Here is a 22,316-nt window from a genome sequence, read left to right as displayed (position 1 = left end):
TTGACGCGAACGCCCGCCAATGGGGCGCCCCGCCATCGGACGCCGAATGCCGCGAAAGCGGAAATGCCGTTGCCCAATCGGATCGATAGCCGCCGCGCATCAACATAGCGCGATGCTATCGCATCAAGAGCAAGCCGGCATTTCAGGATGGCTGCGATCTCGATGAAGCTCCCGTCATCGCCGGCGACCAGTGGGGTTGCGGCCAACACAGGAGACTTTCCATGTCCAGGAGCCATGCCCTGTCGCGTCTGATCTGGCCGGGCCTTGCCCTCGCCGGTGCGCTCACGCTCTCGGCACAGCCGGTCGCCGCCGGCGAATGCCCGGCCGGCAAGATCAAGCCCAACGCCCAGCAGATGGTCGACTATAAGCCGGTCGGCGTTACCGACGTCACGCTCGGTGCGATCGACCTCGGCAAGCAGCCCGCACATATCGAGGGACGCGAGCTGCGCTTCCGCAAGCTGACCATCGAGCCCGGCGGTATCGTGCCCTGGCACAGCCACGACGACCGTCCCGCCTTGATCTTCGTGCAGCAGGGCGAGATCGTCGAATACGCCTCCAACTGCGTCGATCCGATCGTGCACAAGGCGGGCGACATCCGCTCCGAGGTCCATGGCACCTCGCATTGGTGGAAGAACCTCGGCAAGGACACCGTCATTCTCTATGTCGGCGACGTCCGCAAGGATCCCAACGACCACCACATGTAACGAGCGCGACTAGCCCAAGCGCACGTTACTGGATGTGGCGCCCGGGACCCCATGCCGGGCGCCACATCCTCACAGGACAATTCCGCCATGACCGATCTATCTGCGCCGACAACAGGGGCCGCGACGACGATGAGCGCGCACTCGCAAGGCCTGGCGCTGCGCTCGCTCGTGATCGGGCTCACCGCATTCCTGACCGTCGTCGATCTCTTCGCGACGCAGGCGATCCTGCCCGCGCTGACGCGGCACTACGGCGTCACGCCGGCGGCGATGGGCTTTGCCGTCAACGCCAGCACCTTCGGGATGGCCACGGCCAGCCTCGTCGTCGGCTTTTTCAGCCCGCACATCAACCGGCGCTTCGGCATCCTGCTCAGCCTGGCGCTACTGGCGATTCCGACCAGCCTGCTCGCCTCGGCGCCAAATCTCACCGTCTTCACGGCATTGCGGGTCGCGCAGGGCCTGTGCATGGCGTCAGCCTTCGCGCTCACCCTCGCCTATCTCGGTGAGCAGTGCAGCGCCATGGATGCAGGCGGCGCCTTTGCCGCCTACATCACCGGCAATGTCGCGAGCAACCTCGCGGGACGGCTGATCTCCGCTGCCGTGTCCGACGGACTCGGCCTCGTCTGGAATTTCTATCTGTTCGCGGCGCTCAATCTGACCGGTGCGGTGCTGGTCTATTTCACGATCCGACGCGCGCAGCCGATGCAGGCAATGATGCCGGCCGCATCGCCGCTTGCCGCCGCGATCGCGCATTGGCGCAATCCGCGGCTGCGCGCCGCCTTCGGCATCGGCTTCTGCATCCTGTTCGCCTTCATCGGCACCTTCACCTTCGTCAATTTCGTTTTGGTCCGGCCGCCGCTGTCGCTCGGCATGATGGATGTGGGCCTCGTTTATTTCGTCTTTCTGCCGTCGGTCATCACGACGCTTCTGGCCGGCCGGGTGGCATCGCAGCTTGGAACGCGTCCGACGATTTGGGGCGCGCTCGCAATTGCGGGGCTTGGCCTGCCCTTGATGCTGATGCCGCATCTGAGCGAAGTCCTCACCGGCATGGTTCTCGTCGGCGTCGGCACATTCTTCGCGCAGGCCGCTGCGACGGGCTTCGTCGGACAGGCGGCTGCCGACAACCGCGGCATCGCCAGCGGGACCTATCTTGCGTGCTATTTCTGCGGAGGGCTGGTCGGCACGGCCGTGCTCGGGCGCCTGTTCGACGCATTCGGATGGCACGCGTGCGTACTCGGCGTGGGCGTGGCCCTTGTGGCTGCAGCCATGCTCACCTTCGCCCTGAGGCGCTAGCGCTTGACTGGGGCTTCCTGCGGCGGCTCGTCGTCGGCGATGGCGCGCCAGGCAGCACCATCGAGATCGTCGTACTGGCCACTTTTGAGCGACCAGAGAAAGGCGACCAGACCGGCGCCTCCGAGCATCAGCGCCAGCGGGACCAGGATGACCAGGATCTCCATCACGCGATCTCCCGCGACTTGCTGCGCGCCCGCAGCGAATTCAGCATGACCAGGATCGACGATCCGCTCATGGCCGCAGCCGCGATCAGGGGCGTCACGACGCCGCTGATCGCAACCGGCACCGCCAGCACGTTATAGCCGATCGCAAGCCAGAGATTCTGCCGCATCAGATGCAGCGCCTTGCGCGAGGCATCGATCGCGGCGACCACCGGAGCCAGTGGCCGGCCGAGGAAGACCAGATCGGCGGTGGCCTGGCTCAGATGCGCGGCCGAGATCGGCGACATCGAGACATAGGCTGCCGCGAGCGACGGCGCATCGTTCATGCCGTCGCCGACCATCAGCACCTTGGCGCCGCGCTGCTTCAATTCCTCGATCCGTGCGATCTTGTCGGCCGGCGTGACGCCGGCGCGCCATTCGGGGATTTCAAGCACATGGGCCGCCGCCTTCACGGCCGGCTCGCGATCGCCGGAGAGAATCTCGATGCCGATGTTACGCGCCTTCAGCGCCGCGATCACGGCCTTCGCATCCGGCCGCAGGCCCTGGCGGACCGAGAGGACGAACTTTTCGTTGCCCTTGCTGAAAGCGACGATGGAGGCTTCGGGATCGACAAAGGTGCTGCCGATCAGCGCCTCCGCACCGCAGAAGGAGGGGCGGCCAAGGCGAAGCTCGACGCCGTCCACGCTCGCACGGACGCCCTGCCCGGCTTCCTCGGTCGCGCCGACAACAGGCGATCTGGCGCCGGCCGCCTGCGCGACGGCGGCCGCGACCGGATGATGGCTCGACAGCGCAAGCCGGCCGGCGAGTTCGAAGACATCGGCGGGAATGTCGGCGGCATTCATCACTTCGAGATCAGGCAGCGTCAGCGTGCCGGTCTTGTCGAAGATGACATGGTCCGCCTCGGCCAGCCGCTCGATCGCGTCGCCGGAATTCAGCAGCACCCCGGACTTGAACATCGTGCCGGAGGCGATGGTCTGCACGGTCGGAATGGCAAGCCCCAGCGCACAGGGACATGTGATGATCAGCACGGCTACGCCCGTCACGATCGCATCATGCCAGGACGCGCCGGCGACGACCCAGCCGAGGATGGTTATGAGCGCGGTCGCATGCACCACCGGCGCGTAGAGCCGCGAGGCGCGATCGGCGAGGCGCATGTAGCGCGAGCGCGCCTGCAGCGCGTTGTCGAGCAGCCGCGTGATCTCGGCGAGCAGCGTCGCCTCGGACGCGGCCGAGACCCGCACCCGCAGCGTGCCCGAGATGTTCATCGAGCCCGCATAGACCGGCGTGCCCTGCTCGGCCGTGACATAGAGCGTCTCGCCCGTGATCAGGCTCTGGTCGATCTCGGAACGTCCCTCGATCACCGTGCCGTCGACCGCGCAGCGCTCGCCGGGCCGCAGCAGCACGATGTCGCCTGGATTGATCGCGGCCACCGGCACCTGCGAGATTTCATCAGGGCCGACGAACTTCGCGGCCGTCTCCGCCTTCAGCGCCGCGAGATTGCCGGCAACCGCCCGGGTCCGCCGCCGCATGTTCTGGTCGAGGACGCGGCCGACCAGCAGGAAAGTCAGCAGCATGATCGCCGCGTCGAAATAGGCGTGCTCGGCATGGTGGATGGTCTCGACCACGGACATGCCGAGCGCCAGGATCACGCCGATCGAGATCGGAACGTCCATGTTGGTCGTCTTTGCCGACAACGCGCGCCAGGCCGAGCGGAAGAACGGCTGACCGGCATAGGCTGCCGCCGGCAACGCGATCAACGCCGAGAGCCAGTGGAAGAAGTCGCGCTGCTCGGGCAGCATGTCCGAGACGTTGCCCGACCACACCGGGATCGACAGCATCATCACGTTCATGGTGGCGAACGCGGCGACCCCGAGGCAGCGCAGCAGGAAACGCGATTCGGCGACTTCCGCCACTTCCGCGCTCTCGGTCTCGAACGGATAGGCCTTGTAGCCAAGCTCTTCGAGGCGATCGATGAACTTTCCGGGGTCGAGCGTTCCCGCCTTCCATTCCAGCGCGACGCGACGGTCGGTGAGATTGACGCGGGCCAGAGTGACGTCGGGAATGGCCGAGAGGCCACGCTCGATCTTGGCCATGCAGCCGGCGCAATGAACGCCTTCGACCGCGAGATCGATGTGCTGGACGCCCTCGCCCGCGGTGCGGACATAGTGCGAAAAATCTCGCGTGACTTGCATGACGAAGTCCTTCAGTTCAGGATCACGCGGTTACGCGACAGGAAAACGCGCTCGCCACGCGCCTCGCCTTCGATCACGAGATTCCATTGGCCGGGCGCGACCGCTGCGGCGTCGCCACGATAGATCCCAATTCCGGTTTCGATGAACGCGACCGCGAGATCGGCCCGCTTGTCGGTCGGCCGCTCCAAGCGTCCGTCGAACTTCAGCCCCGAGATCGGCTGCCCGTTGGCGTCGCGCGCTTCGACCTGGACCATGGCGCCCCCGTCGTTGCGGCGTTCGATGTGGGCGTTGACCTTCCATTTGCGCGCGGCCTGGTCGTGTGCCGCCGAGATCTCGTGTTCGTAGGTCAGGCCCGCAGCATAGGGACTGTCGACGTCAGTCCCGGGCAGCGTCGCAATTGCAAGCTTCATCATCGTGACGTTGACGCCGATCACGAGGCCGAAGAAGGCGACCAGCATCACGAACACCTTGGTTCCGGTCAGTGGCTTTGACGACATGACGATCTCCTGAACTTACGGCGCGACGAAATTGTCGGTGGCGGTCGCGGCGACACCCAGTCCGATGTCCATGACGTGGAAGCGGACGGGAATTGATTTGTCCGGATTGTTCTCGGCGGGCGCGGTGACGAGCAGCCGGAGTTCGCTGGTGGAGTCGCGCGGGATCACGATCATCGGCCGGTCTGGCGTCACCGAATCGGCCCCGACGACGTGCATCGTGAGATTGACCGGCCCCTCTGCGTCGATGGCGATCACGCGGTCGTAGCCGCTCTTGTTCAGCAGCCGCACCGTGTAGGCGTTGCGGATCGAACCGTCGCTGAGCTTGACCGCGACCGGATTGCGGTCGTGCAGCACGTTGACGTCGAGCAGGCTCCGGGTCGCGAGCGTGTAGATCATGAAACCGCCGATGGCTGCGATGATCGCGCTGTAGACAACGGTTCGAGCGCGCACGATCTTGTAGACTGGCGCCTTGCCGTCCTGGCGGCGCTGGATGTTGATGTCGTTGTCGTAGCCGATCAGCCGCTTCGGCCGACCGATCTTGGTCATGACGTTGTCGCAGGCGTCGATGCAGAGCCCGCACTGGATGCATTCGAGTTGTGGCCCGTTGCGGATGTCGATGCCGGTCGGGCAGACCGCGACGCATTGATAGCAGTCGACGCAGTCGCCGACCTGCTGACCGAGCGCTCGCAACTCGGCCGCCTTCTTGACCGAGGTGCGCTTCTCGCCGCGGTCGTAGCGATAGGTGACGTTCAGCGCCCATTCGTCGGTCAGGGCCGCCTGGATGCGCGGCCAGGGGCACATATAGGTGCAGACCTGCTCGCGCATGAAGCCGGCGAGCACGTAGGTCGTCGCGGTGAGGATGCCGATCCAGATATAGGCGATCATGGGCGCCTGGAAGGTGACGAGCTCCTTCACCAGCGTCGGCGCATCGTTGAAATAGAGCACCCAAGCGCCGCCGGTCCACCACGCGATCAGCAGCCAGATCGAATGCTTAAGCACGATCTCGGAGATGCGCTCGAGCTTCATCGGGTCGGACGACTTGTCCTTCTTCATCCGCTCGCGCCGGTCACCCTCGATCAGACGCTCGACGGCGTAGAACACGTCGGTCCACACCGTCTGCGGACAGAGATAACCACACCAGATGCGGCCGCCGACCGAGTTCATCAGGAACAGCGCCACAGCCGCCACGATCAACAGGCCGGTAAAGTAGTAGACCTCCTGTGGCCACAGCTCGATGAAGAAGAAATAGAAGCGGCTGTTGGGTAGATCGATCAGCACCGCCTGACTGGGGGCGCCAAGGCCGCGGTTCCAGCGCACGAAGGGGAGGAAGTAGTAAACCCCGAGGCAGATCGCCATCAGGCCCCATTTGATCCGTCGGAATGTGCCGGAGACGCTCTGGGGATAGACTTTCTTGTGGGCAGCGTAGAGCGGTCCGTCGCCATCCGACGTGAGGTCTTTGGGGTTCACGGTCTTGTTCATCGCTTCAGTCGCCTTGGAAGGTGCGATTAAACCTAGACCCGATGCCGCTGGGTCAGTTGATCCAGCGCAAACGGGGGCGAATTTGTTCGCCCCCATTCGGCCGCCGATCGGCATGTCTTCGACTATTTTCCGCCGCCCAGCGAGTGGACGTAGACGGCCATCGCCTTGATGGTGGCGGGATCGAGCCGCCCTTCCCAGGCCGGCATCACGCCAGCGCGGCCCTGGCTGATGGTCTCGACCAGGCTCGCCTCGTCGGAGCCGTAGAGCCAGATCTTGTCGGTCAGGTTCGGCGCGCCCATCTCCTGGTTACCCTTACCGCCGTCGCCGTGGCAGGCGACGCAATTCTCCGCAAAGATCTTCTCGCCCTTGGCGGCATCGAAGCCGTTGCGGGTCGACAGGCCCGACAGCGACCGCACGTAATTGGCGACCGTGACGATCTCGTCGCCCTTCAGCACGCCGTCCTTGCCGAAGGCGAGCATCTGGCCCTCATGCGTCTTGGCATGACCGGAGCGCGCGCCGAACTGGATGGTCTGCATGATCTGGTCGAGCGTGCCGCCCCACAGCCAGTCGTCGTCGTTCAGGTTCGGATAACCCTTGGCGCCGGCACCGCCGGAGCCGTGGCACGGCGCGCAATTGTCGCCGAACACGGTCTTGCCCTTGGCGCGGGCGAGCGCCAGCAAGGCCGGGTCCTTCTCGATATCGGCGAGCGAGGCCGCGCCCAGCGCCACCATCTTGCCACCTCGGATCTTCTCGAGGTTGGCGAGTTCGACGGCAACGTCGGCGCGCGAGGAGTAGCCGAACATGCCCGTGGTGTTGCTGGCGATCAGCGGCCAGGCCGGATAGACGATCCAGTAGGCGATCGCCCAGACGATGGTGAGATAGAAGGTGATCACCCACCAGCGTGGCAGCGGTGTGTTGAGCTCCTTGATGCCGTCCCACTCGTGCCCGGTCGTGGACTTGCCGGAGACGGAATCGATGTCGCTATGATGGTCGGTCATGTCTCTCACTCCTCCCGCAACGGCAGGTGCGCTGCTTCGTCGAAGGCAGCCTTGTTACGGGGCCAAAATGCGTAGGCGATGATCGCGAGAAAGATCGCGACGAACACCGGCGTCCAGATCGTGGTCACGAGACCGGACGCGAGATTGTCGAGTGTCAGGATGGCTTTCATCGTTCATGCCTTCTCAGCGAAGATTGGCTTTCTCGTTGTAGATCTTGAAGTCGACCAGCGTGCCGAGCATCTGCAGGTACGCGATCAGCGCGTCCATCTCGGTCGGCGAACCGACCTTGCCGTCGAAATTGCGTACGACGGCCTTGGCATAGCGCTTGTTGAAGGCGTCGCTGCCGGCGTTGTCCGGATCGGCCTGGGCCTTCATGTCGGCGCCGGCGCTGGCGATCTGGTCGTCCGTGTAGGGTACGCCAACCGTCCTCAGCGTCCGCATGTGGTCGGCGATCGTGTCCGGATCGACCTCGCTCTGGCTGAGGAATGGATAACCCGGCATCACCGACCGCGGCACGATCGCGCGCGGGTTGGTCAGATGGGTGACGTGCCAGTCGTCGGAATATTTGGCGCCGACGCGGGCGAGGTCGGGACCGGTACGCTTGGAGCCCCACTGGAACGGGTGGTCGAACATGCTCTCGGCGGCGAGCGAGAAGTGGCCGTAACGCTCGACCTCGTCGCGCAGCGGACGGATCATCTGCGAGTGGCAGAGATAGCAGCCCTCGCGGACGTAGACGTTGCGCCCGGCGAGCTCCAGCGGCGTGTAGGGCCTGACCCCGTCGACCTTCTCGATCGTGCTCTTGAGGTAGAACAGCGGGGTGATCTCGACGAGACCGCCGACCGCGATCACCAGCAGGATGCCGACGACCAGGATGATGGAGTTCTTTTCGAAGACTTGGTGGCGTGTCCAGAACGACATGGTTTGCTCCTCATTCCGCCGGCTGAAGAGCGACGGGCATCTGGACTTCCGCCTCGCCGACGCGAACCGTCATCCAGAGATTATAGGCCATGATCAGCGCGCCGATCAGGAACAGCGCCCCGCCGGCAGCACGGATGATGTAGAAGGGATGCATCGCCTCGACAGTCTCGATGAAGGAATATTCGAGGAAGCCGAGCGAAGTGTAGGCGCGCCACATCAGGCCCTGCAGGATGCCGGACACCCACATCGCCGAGATGTAGAGGACGATGCCGAGGGTCGCGATCCAGAAGTGCCAGTTGACCAGCTTCAGGCTGTAGAGCTCCTTGCGATTCCAGGCCCAGGGCACCAGGCAGTAGAGCGCGCCGAAGGAGACGAAGCCGACCCAGCCGAGCGCGCCGGAATGCACGTGGCCGATGGTCCAGTCGGTGTAGTGACTGAGCGAGTTGACCACCTTGATCGACATCATCGGGCCTTCGAAGGTCGACATGCCGTAGAAGGCGACGGAGACCACGAGCATGCGCAGCACGGGGTCGGTGCGCAGCTTGTCCCAGGCACCAGACAGCGTCATCAGGCCGTTGATCATGCCGCCCCAGGAGGGCATCCACAGCATGATCGAGAAGGTCATGCCCAGCGTCTGCGTCCAATCCGGCAGCGCCGTGTAGTGCAGATGGTGCGGACCGGCCCAGATGTAGAGGAAGATCAGCGCCCAGAAGTGGATGATCGACAGCCGGTAGGAATAGATCGGCCGCCCGGCGCGCTTCGGGATGAAGTAGTACATGATGGCGAGGAAGCCGGCGGTCAGGAAGAAGCCGACGGCGTTGTGGCCGTACCACCACTGGAACATGGCGTCCTGGATGCCGCCCCAGGCGACGTAGGACTTCGAGCCGAACACCGAGACGGGAAGCGCCGGGTTGTTGCCGAGATGCAGGACCGCGATCGTCACGATGAAGGCGAGATAGAACCAGTTCGCGACGAAGATGTGCGGCTCCTTGCGCTTGATGATGGTGGCAAGGAAGACGAGCAGGTAGGCGACCCAGACGATGGTCAGCCAGAGGTCGGCATACCATTCCGGCTCGGCATATTCCTTCGACTGGGTGACGCCGAGCAGATAGCCGGTGCCGGCGATCAGAATGAAGAAGTTGTAGCCCACTACGACGAACCAGGGCGCGAGATGGCCGGCGAGGCGCACGTGGCAGGACTTCTGCACCACGTAGAACGAGGTCGCGATCAGCACATTGCCGCCGAAGGCGAAGATCACGGCGGAGGTGTGCAGCGGCCGCAGGCGGCCGAAGCTGGTCCAGGGCAGATCGAAGTTCAGCGCCGGCCAGGCCAGCTGCGAGGCGATGAGGAGGCCGACGAGGAAGCCGGCAATGCCCCAGAACACCGCCATGAAGGAGGAGAACTTGATCGGGCCCATATTGTAGTTCGGGCGTCCGTTGATCTCCTGCGGCGGCAGCGCCGCCGGACGGTCGAGGTAGCGGTTGACGATGACGAACACCGCAGCCAGGCTCGCCGCCGCGCTGAGCGCGGCATGGAAGGCGAAGGGCGCATCGAGCGCTTTGGCCGAAGCGATCACGCAGAGGAAGGCGGTGACTGCGAACACGACAGCCAAGCCGCTTTCACCGATGGTCATGGATTTGGAGATGGAGGGCTGGCTCATGCGGATTCTCTCTGAAAGAACACAGCGCCAGAAACCACATTCACCCTCGCGGGGAATTGATTGAAATCAAGACAGGTGGATTTCTGTTAATGTTGGCCGGCTCGGATATGGCCGCGATGTCAATCCCTTGCGCCGCGCATCGCGCGTGGCAGGGCTCGCCTCCGGGAGATCACGGAGGCGGGAAATTGCAGGAACCGGAGCGATGCGTCAGTCGCGCGCCGTCGCCTTGAGCGCCGCGATGACATCCTCGCGGGCGATGATTCCGACCAGCTTCTGCGCGCCGTCGAGCACGATGATGCTCCTGATGCGGTGCTCCACCATGATCTGGAGCACGCGCGTAAGCCGCGTGTCGGGGCTGACATAGATGAACTCGGGCGTCATGACGTCGCCGATCTTGCGGCTCATCAGGTCGTGATAGCGGGGCAGCATCTGGCTCGGCGAGAAGGCGAAGCACTTCAGGATGTCGAATTTGGTGACGATGCCGACCACCTGCCCGTCGTCCACGACCGGATAGGAGTTGAAATCGTCGGCCTCGAACATCTCGCTGAGTTCGAGCAGGTTACGGTCCCGCTGCACCGCCTTGACGTTGCGCGTCATGTAGCCGTCGACGGTCTGTTCAAGAAATCTGTACACGGCGCGTCCTCCTCGATTCGATTCCGGCCGGCCGTCAGTGCGACAGCAGCACGCTGCGGGCGGTCTGCGTGACCAGATATTGAGTGACGCCTCCCAGGATCAGCTCACGAAACCTCGAATGGCCATAGGCGCCCGCTACGATCAGGCCGGCATCGACGTCGCCGGCGACCTTCTCCAATTGCACGGCGGCGGCTTCGTTCCTGGCGCCTTCGCAGATGCGCGCGGTCGCGGTGACGCCATGGCGGGCGAGCCAGGCGGCAACGTCGGTAATGCCGGCCATCACGACCGAACGGTCGTCGTCGCGCTCCGGAATTGTGGCGATGGTAACGTCTCTCGCCTTGCGCAGCATCGGCAGCGCATCGGCCACGGCGCGCCGCGCCTCCGGCGTGTCCTTCCACGCCACCAGCACGCTGCGCAGGTCGAGCCAGTTGACCCGGTCGGGCACGACGAGAAGGGGGCGGCCAGCCTGCATCACCAGATCCTTGGCGCTGGCGAGCGCGAACGCGTCGGAGAAGGCCGGGCTCTGCCCGCCGCTCACGACGATGTCGGCGCAACGCGCCTGCGCCAGGGCGAATCGCGCCGGAAAGTCCATGGCGCTGCGCCACTCCGCATGTCCGCCGCGATTCTTCGTGGCGGCGCGGAATTGCGCCTCAAGGCCGGCCAGCCGCCGCTTGACCGAAGCTTCGCCCTCGTCGATCAGTGCTTGCGCCTCGACGCCGTCGGTGAAATAGAGCGGCGGCGCGAACTGCGCCGCCGCGACCCCGACGATGGCCGCCTCGAATCGTTCGGCGAGCTCGCCCGCGACCTGAAGACGCGCCTCGTTGGACTGATCGAGCGCCAGGCTGACCATCACCGTCGCGTATGTCATCGGAATTCTCCAGTGCAAAGACTTTTGTAGAACTTACGCCTGCTTCCGCACATGGGGATGAGATAGATCAAGGAGGCCGCAGGCATCCGACTTGCCGTCAATCGGCAGCGACAGAACTTGCCTCCAGCCCGGCCTTAGGCGACATTAGGCGAGTGGTAACCGCGTCCGGAGCGGCCGCATCAGGATTGGAGCATCATTTGTCGCCGAGCCGCGTAACGCACTCGCAGGACGACGGTCGGGGCGAACGTTTTCGCGTTCGGATCGAAGGGTTTGGCGTCGGCACCTGGGATCTCGACCTCGCGACACGGGAATTGGACTGGTCCGATACCGCCAGGGGGCTGCTCGGCGTCGAGCGGGATCAGCCGGCGAGCTACGATCTGTTCCTGTCGCGCCTTCAACCCACGGACAGAGAGCGGGTCGAGGACGCAATCAAGCGCGTTTCCGAGAGTGGCGGCAGCTTTGACGTGTCGTTCAGGGTCGCGAATGCCTCCGGCAGCGGGCAGTGGATCCGCGCCCGGGCCGGACTCATTCGGGACGAATCCGGCGCCGCTCGTCATCTCAGCGGCATCCTGCTCGATATCGACGCAGAAAAGCAGGTCGAAGAGGCGCTGCGCACGCGCGAGACCCACCTCCGCTCCATCCTCCATACCATTCCCGACGCCATGATCGTCATCGACGGCCACGGCATCATGCAACTCTTCAGCACGGCCGCGGAGCGCCTGTTCGGCTGGTTGGAGCACGAGGCGATCGGCCAGAACGTCAGCATCCTGATGCCGGAGCCCGATCGCACCCGCCACGACAGCTACCTCGCCCGTTACCGCACCACGAACGATCCGCACATCATCGGCATTGGCCGCATCGTGACGGGCAAGCGCCGCGACGGCACGACTTTTCCCATGCATCTGTCGATCGGCGAGATGGAATCCGCCGGCGAGCCCTATTTCACGGGCTTCGTCCGCGACCTCACCGAACACCAGCAGACCCAGGCCAGGCTCCAGGAATTGCAATCCGACCTCGTCCACGTCTCGCGGCTGACCGCGATGGGCGAAATGGCCTCCGCGCTCGCCCATGAGCTCAACCAACCGCTGGCAGCGATCAGCAATTACATGAAGGGATCGCGGCGCCTCCTTGCCGGCAGCAGCGACCCCAACACCCCGAAGGTCGAAAGCGCACTGGATCGCGCGGCGGAGCAGGCCTTGCGCGCCGGCCAGATCATCCGGCGCCTGCGCGACTTCGTCTCCCGCGGCGAGTCGGAGAAGCGGGTCGAGAGCCTGTCCAAGCTGATCGAGGAGGCCGGCGCGCTCGGGCTCGCCGGCGCGCGCGAGCAGAACGTGCAGCTCCGCTTCAGCCTCGATCCCGACGCCGATCTCGTCCTTGCCGATCGCGTGCAGATCCAGCAGGTGCTGGTCAATCTGTTCCGCAACGCGCTGGAAGCAATGGCACAGTCGTCGCGGCGCGAGCTCGTGGTCGCCAACACCTGTGTCGCCGACGACATGATCGAGGTGGAAGTCTCGGATACCGGCTCCGGCTTCCGGGACGACGTCCTTCCGAACCTGTTCCAGACCTTCTTCACCACCAAAGACACCGGCATGGGCGTGGGGCTGTCCATCAGCCGCTCGATCATCGAGGCTCATGGCGGCCGCATGTGGGCCGAGAGCAACGCAGTGGGCGGCGCGACATTCCGCTTCACCTTGCCAGCAACCGACGAGAGCTGATCCATGACGACCAAGGGACATATCTACGTCATCGACGACGACGCTGCGATGCGCGATTCGCTCAACTTCCTGCTGGATTCCGCCGGCTTCGGCGTCACGCTGTTCGACGACGCGCTCGCCTTTCTCGATGCCCTGCCCGGCCTCGGCTTCGGCTGCGTTGTCTCGGACGTGCGCATGCCCGGCATGGATGGAATCGAGCTGCTGAAGCGCTTGAAGGCGCAGCAAAGCCCGTTTCCCATCCTGATCATGACGGGTCATGGCGACGTTCCGCTCGCGGTCGAGGCGATGAAGCTCGGGGCCGTCGATTTCCTCGAAAAGCCGTTCGAGGACGACCGCCTCGTCGCCATGATCGAAGCCGCGATCCGGGAGGCCGAGCCGGCCGCCAAGAACGAGGCCGTCGCCCAGGACATCGCTGCACGCGTCGCCTCCTTGAGCCCGCGTGAACGTCAGGTGATGGAGGGGCTGATCGCGGGCCTGTCCAACAAGCTGATCGCCCGCGAATACGACATCAGCCCGCGCACCATCGAAGTCTACCGGGCCAACGTCATGACCAAGATGCAGGCGAGCAGCCTTTCGGAGCTGGTCCGGCTGGCGATGCGCGCCGGGATGCTCAACGATTGAGGCAGGTCAAGGCCCTTTTTCGGCGCCGTGCTAACCAGACAGCATGATCGAGGTCAGCTCACATCGCGCCCAGGCGTCGTCCTCCCCACAACCCACCGTGTTTGTGGTCGACGATGATGCCGCCGTTCTGGGATCGCTGCGGTTCCTGCTGGAGACCGACGGCTTTGCCGTGCGGACCTTCAGGAGCGGCACCGCGCTGCTCAACGCGAGCGCTACGCCCGGCGCGGACTGCTATGTGATCGACTACAAGATGCCCGACATCAATGGCATCGAGCTGGCCGGCCAATTACGCAAATCCGACCGCGACGCGCCTGTGATCCTGATCACCGGCTATCCCGACGAGAACATCTCGACCCGGGCTGCGACGGCGGGCATCAAAGACGTGGTTTTGAAGCCGCTTCTCGAGGAAAATCTGGTCAAGTGCATCCGCCACGCCATCCAGAACCGCCCCCGCGCGTGACCTACGGGATTCTACGTAGGTAGACCCCCTTAAGATATCGCTCGAAATTTTCGAAGCCCCCGATACCGCGTACCAAAGCGCCATCACAACGGAGATGGCGCAGATGCTCACCCAGACCCTCAACACCCAGGCGATCAACACCCAGATCGTTGGCAAGATCGCCCCCGCCCATCCCGTCATCGACCAGTTCGGCGCCGTCACCGGCCATGTCGGCCTCGTCGCCACCGAGTTCTCCTACCGCAAGGACGAGGAGATCTATGGCGAGGACGAGCCCGCCGAATATGTCTACCAGGTCGTGTCAGGCGCAGTGAGCAGCTACAAGCTCCTGTCCGACGGCCGCCGCCAGATCGGCGCCTTCCATCTTCCCGGCGACGTGTTCGGCCTCGAATCCGGTCCCGCTCATCGCCTTGCTGCCGAAGCCATCATCGACACCACGGTGCGCCTCGTGAAGCGCGCCAGCCTCGAGAAGGCCGCGGGCATCGACGTGCAGGTTGCCCGCAAGCTCTGGGCGATGACGGCCGGCGAGCTGCGCCATGCCGAGGATCACATGCTGCTCTTGGGCCGCAAGACGGCGATGGAGCGCGTTGCGACCTTCCTGCTCGAAATGGACCGCCGCCTTGCCGTTGCCGGCATGATGGCGCTGCCGATGTGCCGCCGCGACATCGGCGACTATCTCGGCCTCACGCTCGAAACCGTGTCGCGCGCGCTGTCGCAGCTTCACGCCCAAGGCATTCTGGGCTTCTCCGGCGCCCGCCAGATCGTGCTGCGCAACCGTCAGCGCCTGCAGCATCTCGACGCCTGATCTTCGCCAATCTTCCTACTCCCTACACATCTGGCCGGCCGAACGCGTTTCGGCCGGCCATTTTGTTTGGACCGCGAATCATGCCCTGCGCCGCGTCTCCGGCATCACGAAAAGAATCAGCAAGAGTCCGGTCGCGGCCACGCCGGAAAGCCCGATGAACGCCGTGGCATTGCCGAACTTGTCGCTGACATAGCCGCCAAGCGCGGTGCTCAGCGCTGCACCGATGCCGGTCGCGGTGCCGACGATGCCCTGCGCAAGGTTGAAGTGCCCGCTGCCGAAGGCGACGTCGGCAACGATCAGCGGAATCATCACCGCGAACACTGCCGCGGTGATGCCATCGAACACCTGCACCGCGACCAGCAGATACGGATCGCGCACGGTCGCAAACAGCAGGCCGCGAATCATCAGCGCGCCGAATCCGATCAGAAGCAACGGCCGGCGGCCCCATGCCTGCGCCTTGCGCCCGACCGTCGGCGACAGCAGCGCCACGATCGCTTGCGGAACGACAATGCAAAAGGCGACGAGCACTGTCGCCCATTGGGCGGACCGCGCCGTTACCGCGCTCGCCATCAGGGGCATCATCGCGGCATTGGCGAGCTGCAACAGCAACACGCTCAGGGCAAACACGATGAGAGGCCGTTGCCGGATCAGGTGCCAGATATTGGTGTCACCACGATCGGCCGCTTCGCGCGGCATCTCACCGTGACAGCGGGCAATGTCGACCTCCTGCTCGCGAATGCGCGAGAGAGCGATCAGGGTCGGAATCGCGAGCAGGAAAGTGACCAGGAACACGGCGCGGCTCGACAGCAGATAGCCGACGGTGCCCATCACCGCCGCGGCAACGCCGCTCCCGAGCGAGGCAAAGCGCGCGTTGCGCCCGAGCCGCTCGCCGATCGCGAACGGCCCGACCAGGCCAAGGCTGATCGCCGCAATCGCCGGCCCCAGCACGCAGCTCGCCGCCGCATGCAAGGTCGCCGCAGCCATAACGACCGGGAAGATCGGCATCGCGGCATAAGCGAGTGCACAGCAGCCGATGGCCGCAATGGCAAGGCCTGCGACCAGCCGCTCCGATTTCGCGGCATCGATGATCGCCCCACCCGGCATCTGCCCGATCAACGCGACGATACCGCCGATCGACAGCACCAGGCCGATCTCGACCTGGGTCCATTTCTGGGTCGTCAGATAGACCGCGATGAAGGGACCGAATCCGGTCTGGACGTCGGCGAGGAAGAAGATGAACCAGTCGAGGCCGCGCAGGCTCTGGCGCGACGGCGCAGGACTGCGCGCGGCCGGCGGCGCGGCGACGCTGTCCTGCTCGGAGCGGTCGTCGCGATCGGCATGTTTCGGCTTCCTCGACAACAGCACAGGCGGTCAGTCCTCCCCGCACCTCACTGGATCGCTTGCAGCGGTTGAAGGCTGCCGGATGCGCCGAGCACGACGATCGGCGCATCTTCCTTGTATTCCGGCGCGGCCGCGACCTGCGCCTTGGTCAATTCCAGCGTGATGCTGTCCTTCTTGTTGGCAATCTTGCCGAAGCGCAATGCGTTCCAATCCACCACGATCTTGCGGCTGCCGACGCCGAGAAACCCGCCGAAATCGATGGCCGCGGCGCGGACGCGACCACTGCGATCGACGATGACGTCGACGATCCGCCCCATGTCCTCGCCGGCCGCGCTGCGCACGTCGCGGCCGAGCACCCCGTGAGCTTCGCTGGCGCCGATGATCGTCACCGACGGCGGCGGCGCAGCATCCTTCGGCGTGACCGGGACGGCCGAGCTCGGCGACGGTGCCGCCGGCGCTTTCGCCTCGCTCTGCCCTGCGGGCGGTTCGTCTGCGGCGCGCGACGTCGCCACCGCCACGCCCGCGACGATGGCTATGCCAAGGATCAACGCTCCGATCGCACGCATGACACTCTCCCTGCGCGCCCCTAGCGCGCCAGCACGATCGAGACCTGGATCCGGCCGCGCGTGCGCAAGACTTCAAGCGCCACGTCGTCGCCGTGGCGGCTGACACGAAGATCGACGCTGGATTCGCCGAGGCGCAAATCGCGCAGGATCACCTCGTTGAGGAACGCCGGCAGATGCGGGTTGCGCAGGCGAATCTCGCTGCGCGCCACGTCGAACTCGATGCCGAGCGCCGCCTCCAGCAGCGTGAACGGCGTCGCGCTGGCCCAGGCCTGCGGCGCGCAGGCGACCGGATAGAGCGTCGGACCGCGCCGCTTCTCGCGCCGGAAACCGCAGAACAATTCGGGCAACCGGCGCAGGTCCATATAGGTGGCGGCGTCGAACAGCCCCTTGAAGACATGCGCGACCGAATGCTTGAGACCGTAGCGCGCGAGCCCGAGCGCGATCAGCGCATTGTCGTGCGGCCAGATCGACCCGTCATGATAGGACATCGGGTTGTATCGTACTTCGCCTTGCGCGACGGTACGGATGCCCCAGCCCGAGAAGAAATGCGGCCCCATCAGATCGGCGGCGACGAGGCGGGCACGGTCCTCGCGGATCATGCCGCTGAACAGCACCTGGCCGGCGTTCGAGGTCCGCACCTTGCACGGCCGCTTCTTGCCGTCGAGGGCGAGCGCGTAGGTGCCGAGCTCCTCGCACCAGAACGCCTTCTCGAATCGCTCGGCCAGCGTCCTGGCTTCGGCCTCGAGCTTGCGCACGCGGTCCGGCTTGCCGAGCCGCAGCGCGCAACGCGCGGCGAGCTGCTTGGCGGCGTAGACATACCCCTGGACTTCCGCGAGCGCGATGTTGCCCTCGGCGAGCTGGCCGTCGGCATGGAAGATCGCGTCGTAGGAATCCTTCCAGCCCTGGTTGGCCAGCCCCTTCTCGGTCGCGCGTTGGTATTCGACGAAACCGTCCTGGTCTGGATCGCCGGGACCGTCGATCCAGGCCAGCGCCGCCTCGATCGCCGGCCACAGTTCGATCAGGGTCTTCTCGTCGCCGGTCCGTTCGAAATAGCTTCCGGCGAGCAGCACGAACAGCGCGGTCGAATCGACGCTGCCGTAATATTGCGCGAACGGCACCTCGCGCAGCGCCGCCATCTCGCCGCCGCGCATCTCATGCAGGATCTTGCCGGGCGCGGCATCCGCGAGCGGATCCACCGCCTTGGCCTGGAAATGCGCGAGCCGGCGCAAGACGCCCTTGGCGACGCGCGGATCGATCCACAGCATCTGCAGCGCGGTGATCAGGCCGTCGCGGCCGAACGTCGTCGAATACCAGGGGATGCCGGCATAGGGATAACGCCCCTGCGGCGTCTCCGTCATCAGCATGTTGAGGTCGGCCATGGCCTGGCACAGCACCTCGTTGAAGATGTTGTTCGAGGTCTCGACGCTCGCCGCCCCCATCGTCGACTGCCGCATCTCGCGGCGATGAGCGAGCAGGCCGCGGAAGAAGCCTGCGGGCTTCTCGGCGATCGGACGGTTGCAGGACACGGCCACGAACAGCGACTTGGATTCATGCGGGCCCAGCTCGAGCTGCCAGGTCGCGGCATTCACCGACAGCCGCGTCGGGCGGGGATCGAAATGCAAACCCGTGGTGCGCTCGGTGTCGTCGAGGCCGCGATATTCGAACAGCACGTCGGTCGAACCGAGCAGTTTGCCCGTGCCGGTGCCGCGGTGCGGGCGGCGCTCGCCGCGGACCTCGAACAGATCGGCAAAGTCGTTGTCGAACAGCAGCGTCAACTCGAAACTGGCGCGCGCATCGCCATGGTTCTGCACCCCGATGCGCTGATAGGCCGTGCCGCGCCACAGGAAGATCGTGCGCACGATGTGCAGCAAGTCCTTCTGGAGGACGAGGCGTTCCTGACGGTAGATGTCGGGATTGGTGAGGTCGACGGTCAGCGCCGAATTGTCGTCGCGCAGGTTGGAGCCCAGCAGCAGCGGCTGGAGATCGTCGAGCACCAGCTCCAGCCGCGCCAGATAGCGGGTGTCGTAGTGAAACAGGCCGTCCGGCCCGCCGGCCGAGGCGCCGATGTCGCCATGGCTGTCGAGCACGATGAACATGTCGTCGTGCTTGAGGGATCGCCGCGGCCGTGCCGACGGCCCGGTCATCGGGATATAGAAAGGCTGCTCCGCGACCTGCTCCGAGGTTCGCGTGACGGAGGCAAGGTGGGTTACGGCTTCGGCCGACATGAGCTGATCCCCTGCGCTTGTTTCAAGACGCAACCGACTCGACAACGCGACTCTTGGTTTACGCTGCGGCCTGTGCGAGCCGGCTCATTTCCTGCGTGACCAATTCACGATAGGGCCCATGGCCTTGCATCAGACGCTCGGGCGAGCCGTCTTCGATGATCTTGCCATTCCTCAGCACCACCACGCGGTCGAAATTGCGCAGCGTTGCCAGCCGGTGCGCGATCGCGATCACGGTGCGGCCGCGCATCAGGCGCGACAGCGCCTCGCGGATGGCCTCTTCGGATTCGCTGTCGAGCGCGGCCGTCGCCTCGTCCAACAGCAGGATCGGCGCGTCCTTCAGGAAGGCGCGCGCGATCGCGATACGCTGGCGCTGGCCGCCGGACACCTTGACCCCGCGGTCGCCGACCATGGTGTCGAGCCCCTCCGGCAAGCTATCGATGAAATCGCAGCGGGCCGCGATCGCGGCCCGCAGCACCTCGTCGTCGGTTGCGTTTGGCCGGCCATAGCGGATGTTCTCGCGGATGGAGCGGTGAAACAGGGAAATGTCCTGCGGCACGACCGAGATCGCCTCGCGCAGGCTGAGTTGCGTGACCTTCGAAATGTCCTGGCCATCGATCGTGATGTTGCCCTCGTCGGTATCGTAGAAGCGCTGCAGCAGCGTGAACAGCGTGGACTTGCCGCCGCCGGATTGCCCGACCAGGCCGACGCGCTGGCCGGGCTGAAGCCGCAGGCTGAAACGCTCGAAGATCTTGTCGCTGCCGGGATAGCCGAAGCTGACGTTGTTGAACGCGATCGCCGCGCCGCTCTTCACCAGCGGCTCGGCGTCGGGATGATCGCGCAGCTCGTGAGGCACCAGCAGCGTGGCAATCGCCTCCGTCAGCCGCGCGACGTGCTGGGTGACGTCCACCAGCGCCACTGCGAGATCGCGGGTGGCGCTGAGAATGGAGATGCCGAGTGTACAGACCAGCACGACGTCGCCGGTGGTCGCCTCGCCCTTCTGCCACAGGGTGACGGCCCAGGCCATCAGCGCGACCGTCAGAACCACGGTCACGGCGGCATGCAGCAGCCGCAACTTCTCGAGATAGCGCAGGCTGCGGCTTCGCGCGGTCAGCTCCCGGTTCACCGTCGCGTCGAACCGCTCGTGCTCGTGGCCGATGCCGCAGAAGGCCCGCACCAAGGGCATGTTGCTGATGACGTCGATCATCTCGCCGTCGACCACAGCGGCCTTGTCGGCGAAGTCGTCATGCAGCGGCTTGCCCGCGGCGGCAAGGCGAAACATCGCGAGTACCATGCCACCGGCGATCACGAGCAAGCCAAGCGCCATGTAAGGACTGACGGTTCCAATCAAGGCGATTGCCGCAACTGTGGCAATGCAGGGCGGCAACACATTCCAGACAAACATGTTCTCGACCGTGAACACGGCATTGGATGTGGCCGTAATGCGGCTGGTCAGCATGCCCGGCATCCGGTCTGAAAAATAGCTCGGCGCATGACCGGTCAGATGACGAAATATGTCACGACGCAAATCGCCCGTGACCCGAACGAAGGTAAAGCTCGCTGTCCAGCTCGCGATCCGCCACAGGAAATTGTCGGCGGTGATCAGCGACATGAGCAGAATGAATGCCAGCCATACGCCTCCGCCTTGCGAAGGCCCCGCAGACAAGGCGTCGACCAGAGATTTGACCCCATATTGAGTGCCTACGGAGCAGGCAACCGCTGCAACAACCGCGATCACGATCACCAGATGCGATGCCATTCGCATCCGAAGATAGCGCAAGACAAAGGCAAATGGCCTGCGCGCGTATCCAGAAAGATGATCCATAGGCTATCGCCCCGTACTGTTGATTTAAGTTTTTTGTCTCAGCCGACTGAACATCGACTGCTTCGCCGCGGTTCCCGGGCAGTCTCATCACGACACGCGGATGCGGACGATGTGAGAAGAGGTGATGGCATCATCGCGACCACGCTGCAGTGTGTCGAAGAAGTAACGGTCGGAAGAAGGAACTTCGCAAATGCGAGAACGTTCCCACCTTGGCATGCCGGTGCCGAAACATGGCGGGGGCTTCTACGATCATGATCGCACAGAGGAGATGGTGAGATGCGCATTGCGCAGGTAGCTCCGTTGACGGAGGCTGTTCCACCCAAGCTGTATGGCGGCACCGAGCGGGTGGTGCACTGGTTGACGGAAGAGCTGGTGGCCCTCGGGCACGACGTGACGCTGTTCGCCAGCGGAGACTCCCAGACATCAGCCAAGCTGGATGCGCTGTGGCCGAGAGCGCTACGCCTCGACGGTTCCGTGCGCGATCCCAACGCGCTGCACATGGTGCTGCTGGAGCATGTACGGCAGAAATGTGACGACGAGGAGTTCGACTTCCTCCACTTCCATCTCGACTATTATCCGTGGTCGTTGTTCCATCGGCAGCCGACGCCGTTCCTGACCACGCTGCACGGCCGGCTCGATCTTCCGGAGCATCAGCCGGTCTTCAACACCTTCTCCAAGATGCCCGTCGTCTCGATCTCCAATGCGCAGCGGCGGCCGGTGCCGCAGGCGAACTGGGTGCAGACGATTTACCACGGCCTGCCGGAGAATTTGCTGACGCCAAAGCCGGCGAAGCAGGAATATCTCGCCGTGCTCGGCCGCATCGCGCCCGAGAAGGGCGTCGACCGCGCCATCAAGATCGCGACCCATTGCGGCATTCCGCTCAAGATCGCGGCCAAGGTCGATCGCGCCGACCAGGACTACTATGACGAGTTGATCCGGCCGATGGTCGAGAACAATCCGCTGGTGGATTTCATCGGCGAGATCAGCGATCACGAGAAGTCGGAATTCCTCAGCGGCGCGCTCGGCCTTCTGCTGCCGATCGACTGGCCGGAGCCGTTCGGCCTCGTGATGATCGAAGCCATGGCCTGCGGCACGCCGGTCGTTGCCTTCAACCGCGGCTCGGTGCCCGAGATCATCGACGAGGGGCTGACCGGCTTCATCGTCGAGGACCTTCTCAGCGCGGCCGGCGTCGTCGGCCGCCTCGCGCAACTCGACCGCGCCGCCATCCGCAAGCAGTTCGAGACGCGCTTTACCGCGCGGCGTATGGCGCTGGACTATCTCGCGGCCTACCGCCGCCTCGCCGAGCAGAAGGCGCCGCGGATCAAGCTGGTGAGCAGCGCGGAGTAGAGCGAAGCATCTGTAAC

At 64.8% G+C, this 22,316-nt stretch carries 21 protein-coding genes; 7 read left to right on the top strand and 14 right to left on the bottom strand.

Annotation, left to right across the window (positions count from 1 at the left end; translation table 11 throughout):
- Positions 1 to 221 precede the first annotated feature (221 nt).
- Complete coding sequence (locus IVB24_RS15110) at positions 222 to 704, top strand: cupin domain-containing protein (RefSeq protein WP_140477758.1); 483 nt, start codon at positions 222 to 224, stop codon at positions 702 to 704.
- Between the two features lie 87 nt (positions 705 to 791).
- Positions 792 to 1,994, top strand: coding sequence for an MFS transporter (locus IVB24_RS15105; protein ID WP_247773493.1), 1,203 nt, complete (start codon positions 792 to 794; stop codon positions 1,992 to 1,994).
- Here the strand turns inward: IVB24_RS15105 and ccoS are convergent.
- The 10 genes from ccoS to IVB24_RS15055 all read right to left on the bottom strand — a co-directional run bounded on the left by ccoS (position 1,991) and on the right by IVB24_RS15055 (position 11,400).
- On the bottom strand, positions 1,991 to 2,158 hold the full coding sequence (gene ccoS, locus IVB24_RS15100; RefSeq protein ID WP_100236671.1) for a cbb3-type cytochrome oxidase assembly protein CcoS: 168 nt from the start codon (positions 2,156 to 2,158) through the stop codon (positions 1,991 to 1,993). The genes IVB24_RS15105 and ccoS overlap by 4 nt on opposite strands.
- Positions 2,158 to 4,347, bottom strand: a complete 2,190-nt coding sequence (locus tag IVB24_RS15095) for a cation-translocating P-type ATPase (RefSeq protein WP_247773492.1) — start codon at positions 4,345 to 4,347, stop codon at positions 2,158 to 2,160. The genes ccoS and IVB24_RS15095 overlap by 1 nt, the downstream gene beginning before the upstream one ends.
- 11 nt (positions 4,348 to 4,358) lie before the next feature.
- A complete protein-coding gene (locus IVB24_RS15090) occupies positions 4,359 to 4,844 on the bottom strand; it encodes a FixH family protein (RefSeq protein WP_166466579.1) in 486 nt (161 codons plus the stop codon).
- Between the two features lie 15 nt (positions 4,845 to 4,859).
- A complete protein-coding gene (gene ccoG, locus IVB24_RS15085; RefSeq protein WP_166466580.1) occupies positions 4,860 to 6,323 on the bottom strand; it encodes a cytochrome c oxidase accessory protein CcoG in 1,464 nt (487 codons plus the stop codon).
- 122 nt (positions 6,324 to 6,445) lie between these two features.
- Positions 6,446 to 7,321 carry a cytochrome-c oxidase, cbb3-type subunit III gene (gene ccoP / locus IVB24_RS15080; RefSeq protein WP_094975429.1) on the bottom strand — a complete coding sequence of 292 codons (876 nt, stop codon included), beginning with the start codon at positions 7,319 to 7,321 and terminating at the stop codon, positions 6,446 to 6,448.
- 5 nt (positions 7,322 to 7,326) lie between these two features.
- Entirely contained in the window at positions 7,327 to 7,491 is a 165-nt protein-coding gene (locus IVB24_RS15075) for a CcoQ/FixQ family Cbb3-type cytochrome c oxidase assembly chaperone (protein ID WP_015687703.1), read from the bottom strand.
- A gap of 13 nt (positions 7,492 to 7,504) precedes the next feature.
- A complete protein-coding gene (gene ccoO / locus IVB24_RS15070) occupies positions 7,505 to 8,239 on the bottom strand; it encodes a cytochrome-c oxidase, cbb3-type subunit II (protein WP_247773491.1) in 735 nt (244 codons plus the stop codon).
- Between the two features lie 10 nt (positions 8,240 to 8,249).
- Entirely contained in the window at positions 8,250 to 9,899 is a 1,650-nt protein-coding gene (ccoN, locus tag IVB24_RS15065) for a cytochrome-c oxidase, cbb3-type subunit I (protein ID WP_140477754.1), read from the bottom strand.
- A 207-nt stretch (positions 9,900 to 10,106) separates the two neighbouring features.
- Positions 10,107 to 10,532, bottom strand: a complete 426-nt coding sequence (locus tag IVB24_RS15060; protein WP_094975432.1) for a CBS domain-containing protein — start codon at positions 10,530 to 10,532, stop codon at positions 10,107 to 10,109.
- Between the two features lie 34 nt (positions 10,533 to 10,566).
- Positions 10,567 to 11,400, bottom strand: coding sequence for a universal stress protein (locus IVB24_RS15055; RefSeq protein WP_166474441.1), 834 nt, complete (start codon positions 11,398 to 11,400; stop codon positions 10,567 to 10,569).
- Positions 11,401 to 11,597: 197 nt separating this feature from the next.
- On the opposite strand from IVB24_RS15055, the gene fixL reads away from it, so the two are divergent.
- The 4 genes from fixL to IVB24_RS15035 all read left to right on the top strand — a co-directional run bounded on the left by fixL (position 11,598) and on the right by IVB24_RS15035 (position 14,998).
- Complete coding sequence (fixL, locus tag IVB24_RS15050; RefSeq protein WP_247773488.1) at positions 11,598 to 13,115, top strand: sensor protein FixL; 1,518 nt, start codon at positions 11,598 to 11,600, stop codon at positions 13,113 to 13,115.
- 3 nt (positions 13,116 to 13,118) lie between these two features.
- The gene (gene fixJ, locus IVB24_RS15045) at positions 13,119 to 13,736 is read left to right on the top strand and encodes a response regulator FixJ (protein WP_247773485.1); all 618 of its coding nucleotides are present in this window, start codon (positions 13,119 to 13,121) and stop codon (positions 13,734 to 13,736) included.
- A 43-nt stretch (positions 13,737 to 13,779) separates the two neighbouring features.
- Entirely contained in the window at positions 13,780 to 14,196 is a 417-nt protein-coding gene (locus IVB24_RS15040) for a response regulator (protein ID WP_247773481.1), read from the top strand.
- 103 nt (positions 14,197 to 14,299) lie between these two features.
- A complete protein-coding gene (locus IVB24_RS15035) occupies positions 14,300 to 14,998 on the top strand; it encodes a helix-turn-helix domain-containing protein (protein ID WP_162308437.1) in 699 nt (232 codons plus the stop codon).
- A 78-nt stretch (positions 14,999 to 15,076) separates the two neighbouring features.
- Here IVB24_RS15035 and IVB24_RS15030 read toward each other — a convergent pair whose 3' ends face one another.
- Genes IVB24_RS15030 through IVB24_RS15015 form a run of 4 tightly spaced genes read right to left on the bottom strand, consistent with a single transcriptional unit; the run spans position 15,077 to position 20,952 of the window.
- Complete coding sequence (locus IVB24_RS15030; RefSeq protein WP_247773478.1) at positions 15,077 to 16,363, bottom strand: MFS transporter; 1,287 nt, start codon at positions 16,361 to 16,363, stop codon at positions 15,077 to 15,079.
- A 23-nt stretch (positions 16,364 to 16,386) separates the two neighbouring features.
- Positions 16,387 to 16,905 (bottom strand): PRC-barrel domain-containing protein, encoded by a 519-nt coding sequence (locus IVB24_RS15025; protein ID WP_162406312.1) that lies wholly within the window; start codon positions 16,903 to 16,905, stop codon positions 16,387 to 16,389.
- Between the two features lie 20 nt (positions 16,906 to 16,925).
- Positions 16,926 to 19,130 (bottom strand): amylo-alpha-1,6-glucosidase, encoded by a 2,205-nt coding sequence (locus IVB24_RS15020; protein ID WP_247773475.1) that lies wholly within the window; start codon positions 19,128 to 19,130, stop codon positions 16,926 to 16,928.
- A 58-nt stretch (positions 19,131 to 19,188) separates the two neighbouring features.
- Positions 19,189 to 20,952 (bottom strand): ABC transporter ATP-binding protein, encoded by a 1,764-nt coding sequence (locus IVB24_RS15015; protein WP_094975440.1) that lies wholly within the window; start codon positions 20,950 to 20,952, stop codon positions 19,189 to 19,191.
- A gap of 276 nt (positions 20,953 to 21,228) precedes the next feature.
- On the opposite strand from IVB24_RS15015, the gene IVB24_RS15010 reads away from it, so the two are divergent.
- A complete protein-coding gene (locus IVB24_RS15010; RefSeq protein WP_247773473.1) occupies positions 21,229 to 22,299 on the top strand; it encodes a glycosyltransferase family 4 protein in 1,071 nt (356 codons plus the stop codon).
- The last annotated feature ends 17 nt before the right edge of the window (positions 22,300 to 22,316 follow it).

This window comes from Bradyrhizobium sp. 192, assembly GCF_023100965.1.
Classification (GTDB): domain Bacteria; phylum Pseudomonadota; class Alphaproteobacteria; order Rhizobiales; family Xanthobacteraceae; genus Bradyrhizobium; species Bradyrhizobium symbiodeficiens.
The sequence above is the reverse complement of the archived record's forward strand: the minus strand, read 5'-3'. Positions and strand labels throughout refer to the sequence as shown.

Excerpts from the sequence above, each read along its gene's own strand:
- IVB24_RS15105 (WP_247773493.1), top strand. The coding sequence starts at position 792 with ATGACCGATCTATCTGCGCCGACAACAGGGGCCGCGACGACGATGAGC.
- IVB24_RS15020 (WP_247773475.1), bottom strand. The coding sequence starts at position 19,130 with ATGTCGGCCGAAGCCGTAACCCACCTTGCCTCCGTCACGCGAACCTCG.
- IVB24_RS15025 (WP_162406312.1), bottom strand. The coding sequence starts at position 16,905 with ATGCGTGCGATCGGAGCGTTGATCCTTGGCATAGCCATCGTCGCGGGC.
- ccoN (WP_140477754.1), bottom strand. The coding sequence starts at position 9,899 with ATGAGCCAGCCCTCCATCTCCAAATCCATGACCATCGGTGAAAGCGGC.
- IVB24_RS15040 (WP_247773481.1), top strand. The coding sequence starts at position 13,780 with ATGATCGAGGTCAGCTCACATCGCGCCCAGGCGTCGTCCTCCCCACAA.
- fixJ (WP_247773485.1), top strand. The coding sequence starts at position 13,119 with ATGACGACCAAGGGACATATCTACGTCATCGACGACGACGCTGCGATG.
- IVB24_RS15075 (WP_015687703.1), bottom strand. The coding sequence starts at position 7,491 with ATGAAAGCCATCCTGACACTCGACAATCTCGCGTCCGGTCTCGTGACC.
- IVB24_RS15010 (WP_247773473.1), top strand. The coding sequence starts at position 21,229 with ATGCGCATTGCGCAGGTAGCTCCGTTGACGGAGGCTGTTCCACCCAAG.
- IVB24_RS15035 (WP_162308437.1), top strand. The coding sequence starts at position 14,300 with ATGCTCACCCAGACCCTCAACACCCAGGCGATCAACACCCAGATCGTT.
- IVB24_RS15095 (WP_247773492.1), bottom strand. The coding sequence starts at position 4,347 with ATGCAAGTCACGCGAGATTTTTCGCACTATGTCCGCACCGCGGGCGAG.
- ccoG (WP_166466580.1), bottom strand. The coding sequence starts at position 6,323 with ATGAACAAGACCGTGAACCCCAAAGACCTCACGTCGGATGGCGACGGA.
- ccoP (WP_094975429.1), bottom strand. The coding sequence starts at position 7,321 with ATGACCGACCATCATAGCGACATCGATTCCGTCTCCGGCAAGTCCACG.
- IVB24_RS15090 (WP_166466579.1), bottom strand. The coding sequence starts at position 4,844 with ATGTCGTCAAAGCCACTGACCGGAACCAAGGTGTTCGTGATGCTGGTC.
- IVB24_RS15055 (WP_166474441.1), bottom strand. The coding sequence starts at position 11,400 with ATGACATACGCGACGGTGATGGTCAGCCTGGCGCTCGATCAGTCCAAC.
- IVB24_RS15110 (WP_140477758.1), top strand. The coding sequence starts at position 222 with ATGTCCAGGAGCCATGCCCTGTCGCGTCTGATCTGGCCGGGCCTTGCC.
- IVB24_RS15015 (WP_094975440.1), bottom strand. The coding sequence starts at position 20,952 with ATGGATCATCTTTCTGGATACGCGCGCAGGCCATTTGCCTTTGTCTTG.
- ccoS (WP_100236671.1), bottom strand. The coding sequence starts at position 2,158 with ATGGAGATCCTGGTCATCCTGGTCCCGCTGGCGCTGATGCTCGGAGGC.
- ccoO (WP_247773491.1), bottom strand. The coding sequence starts at position 8,239 with ATGTCGTTCTGGACACGCCACCAAGTCTTCGAAAAGAACTCCATCATC.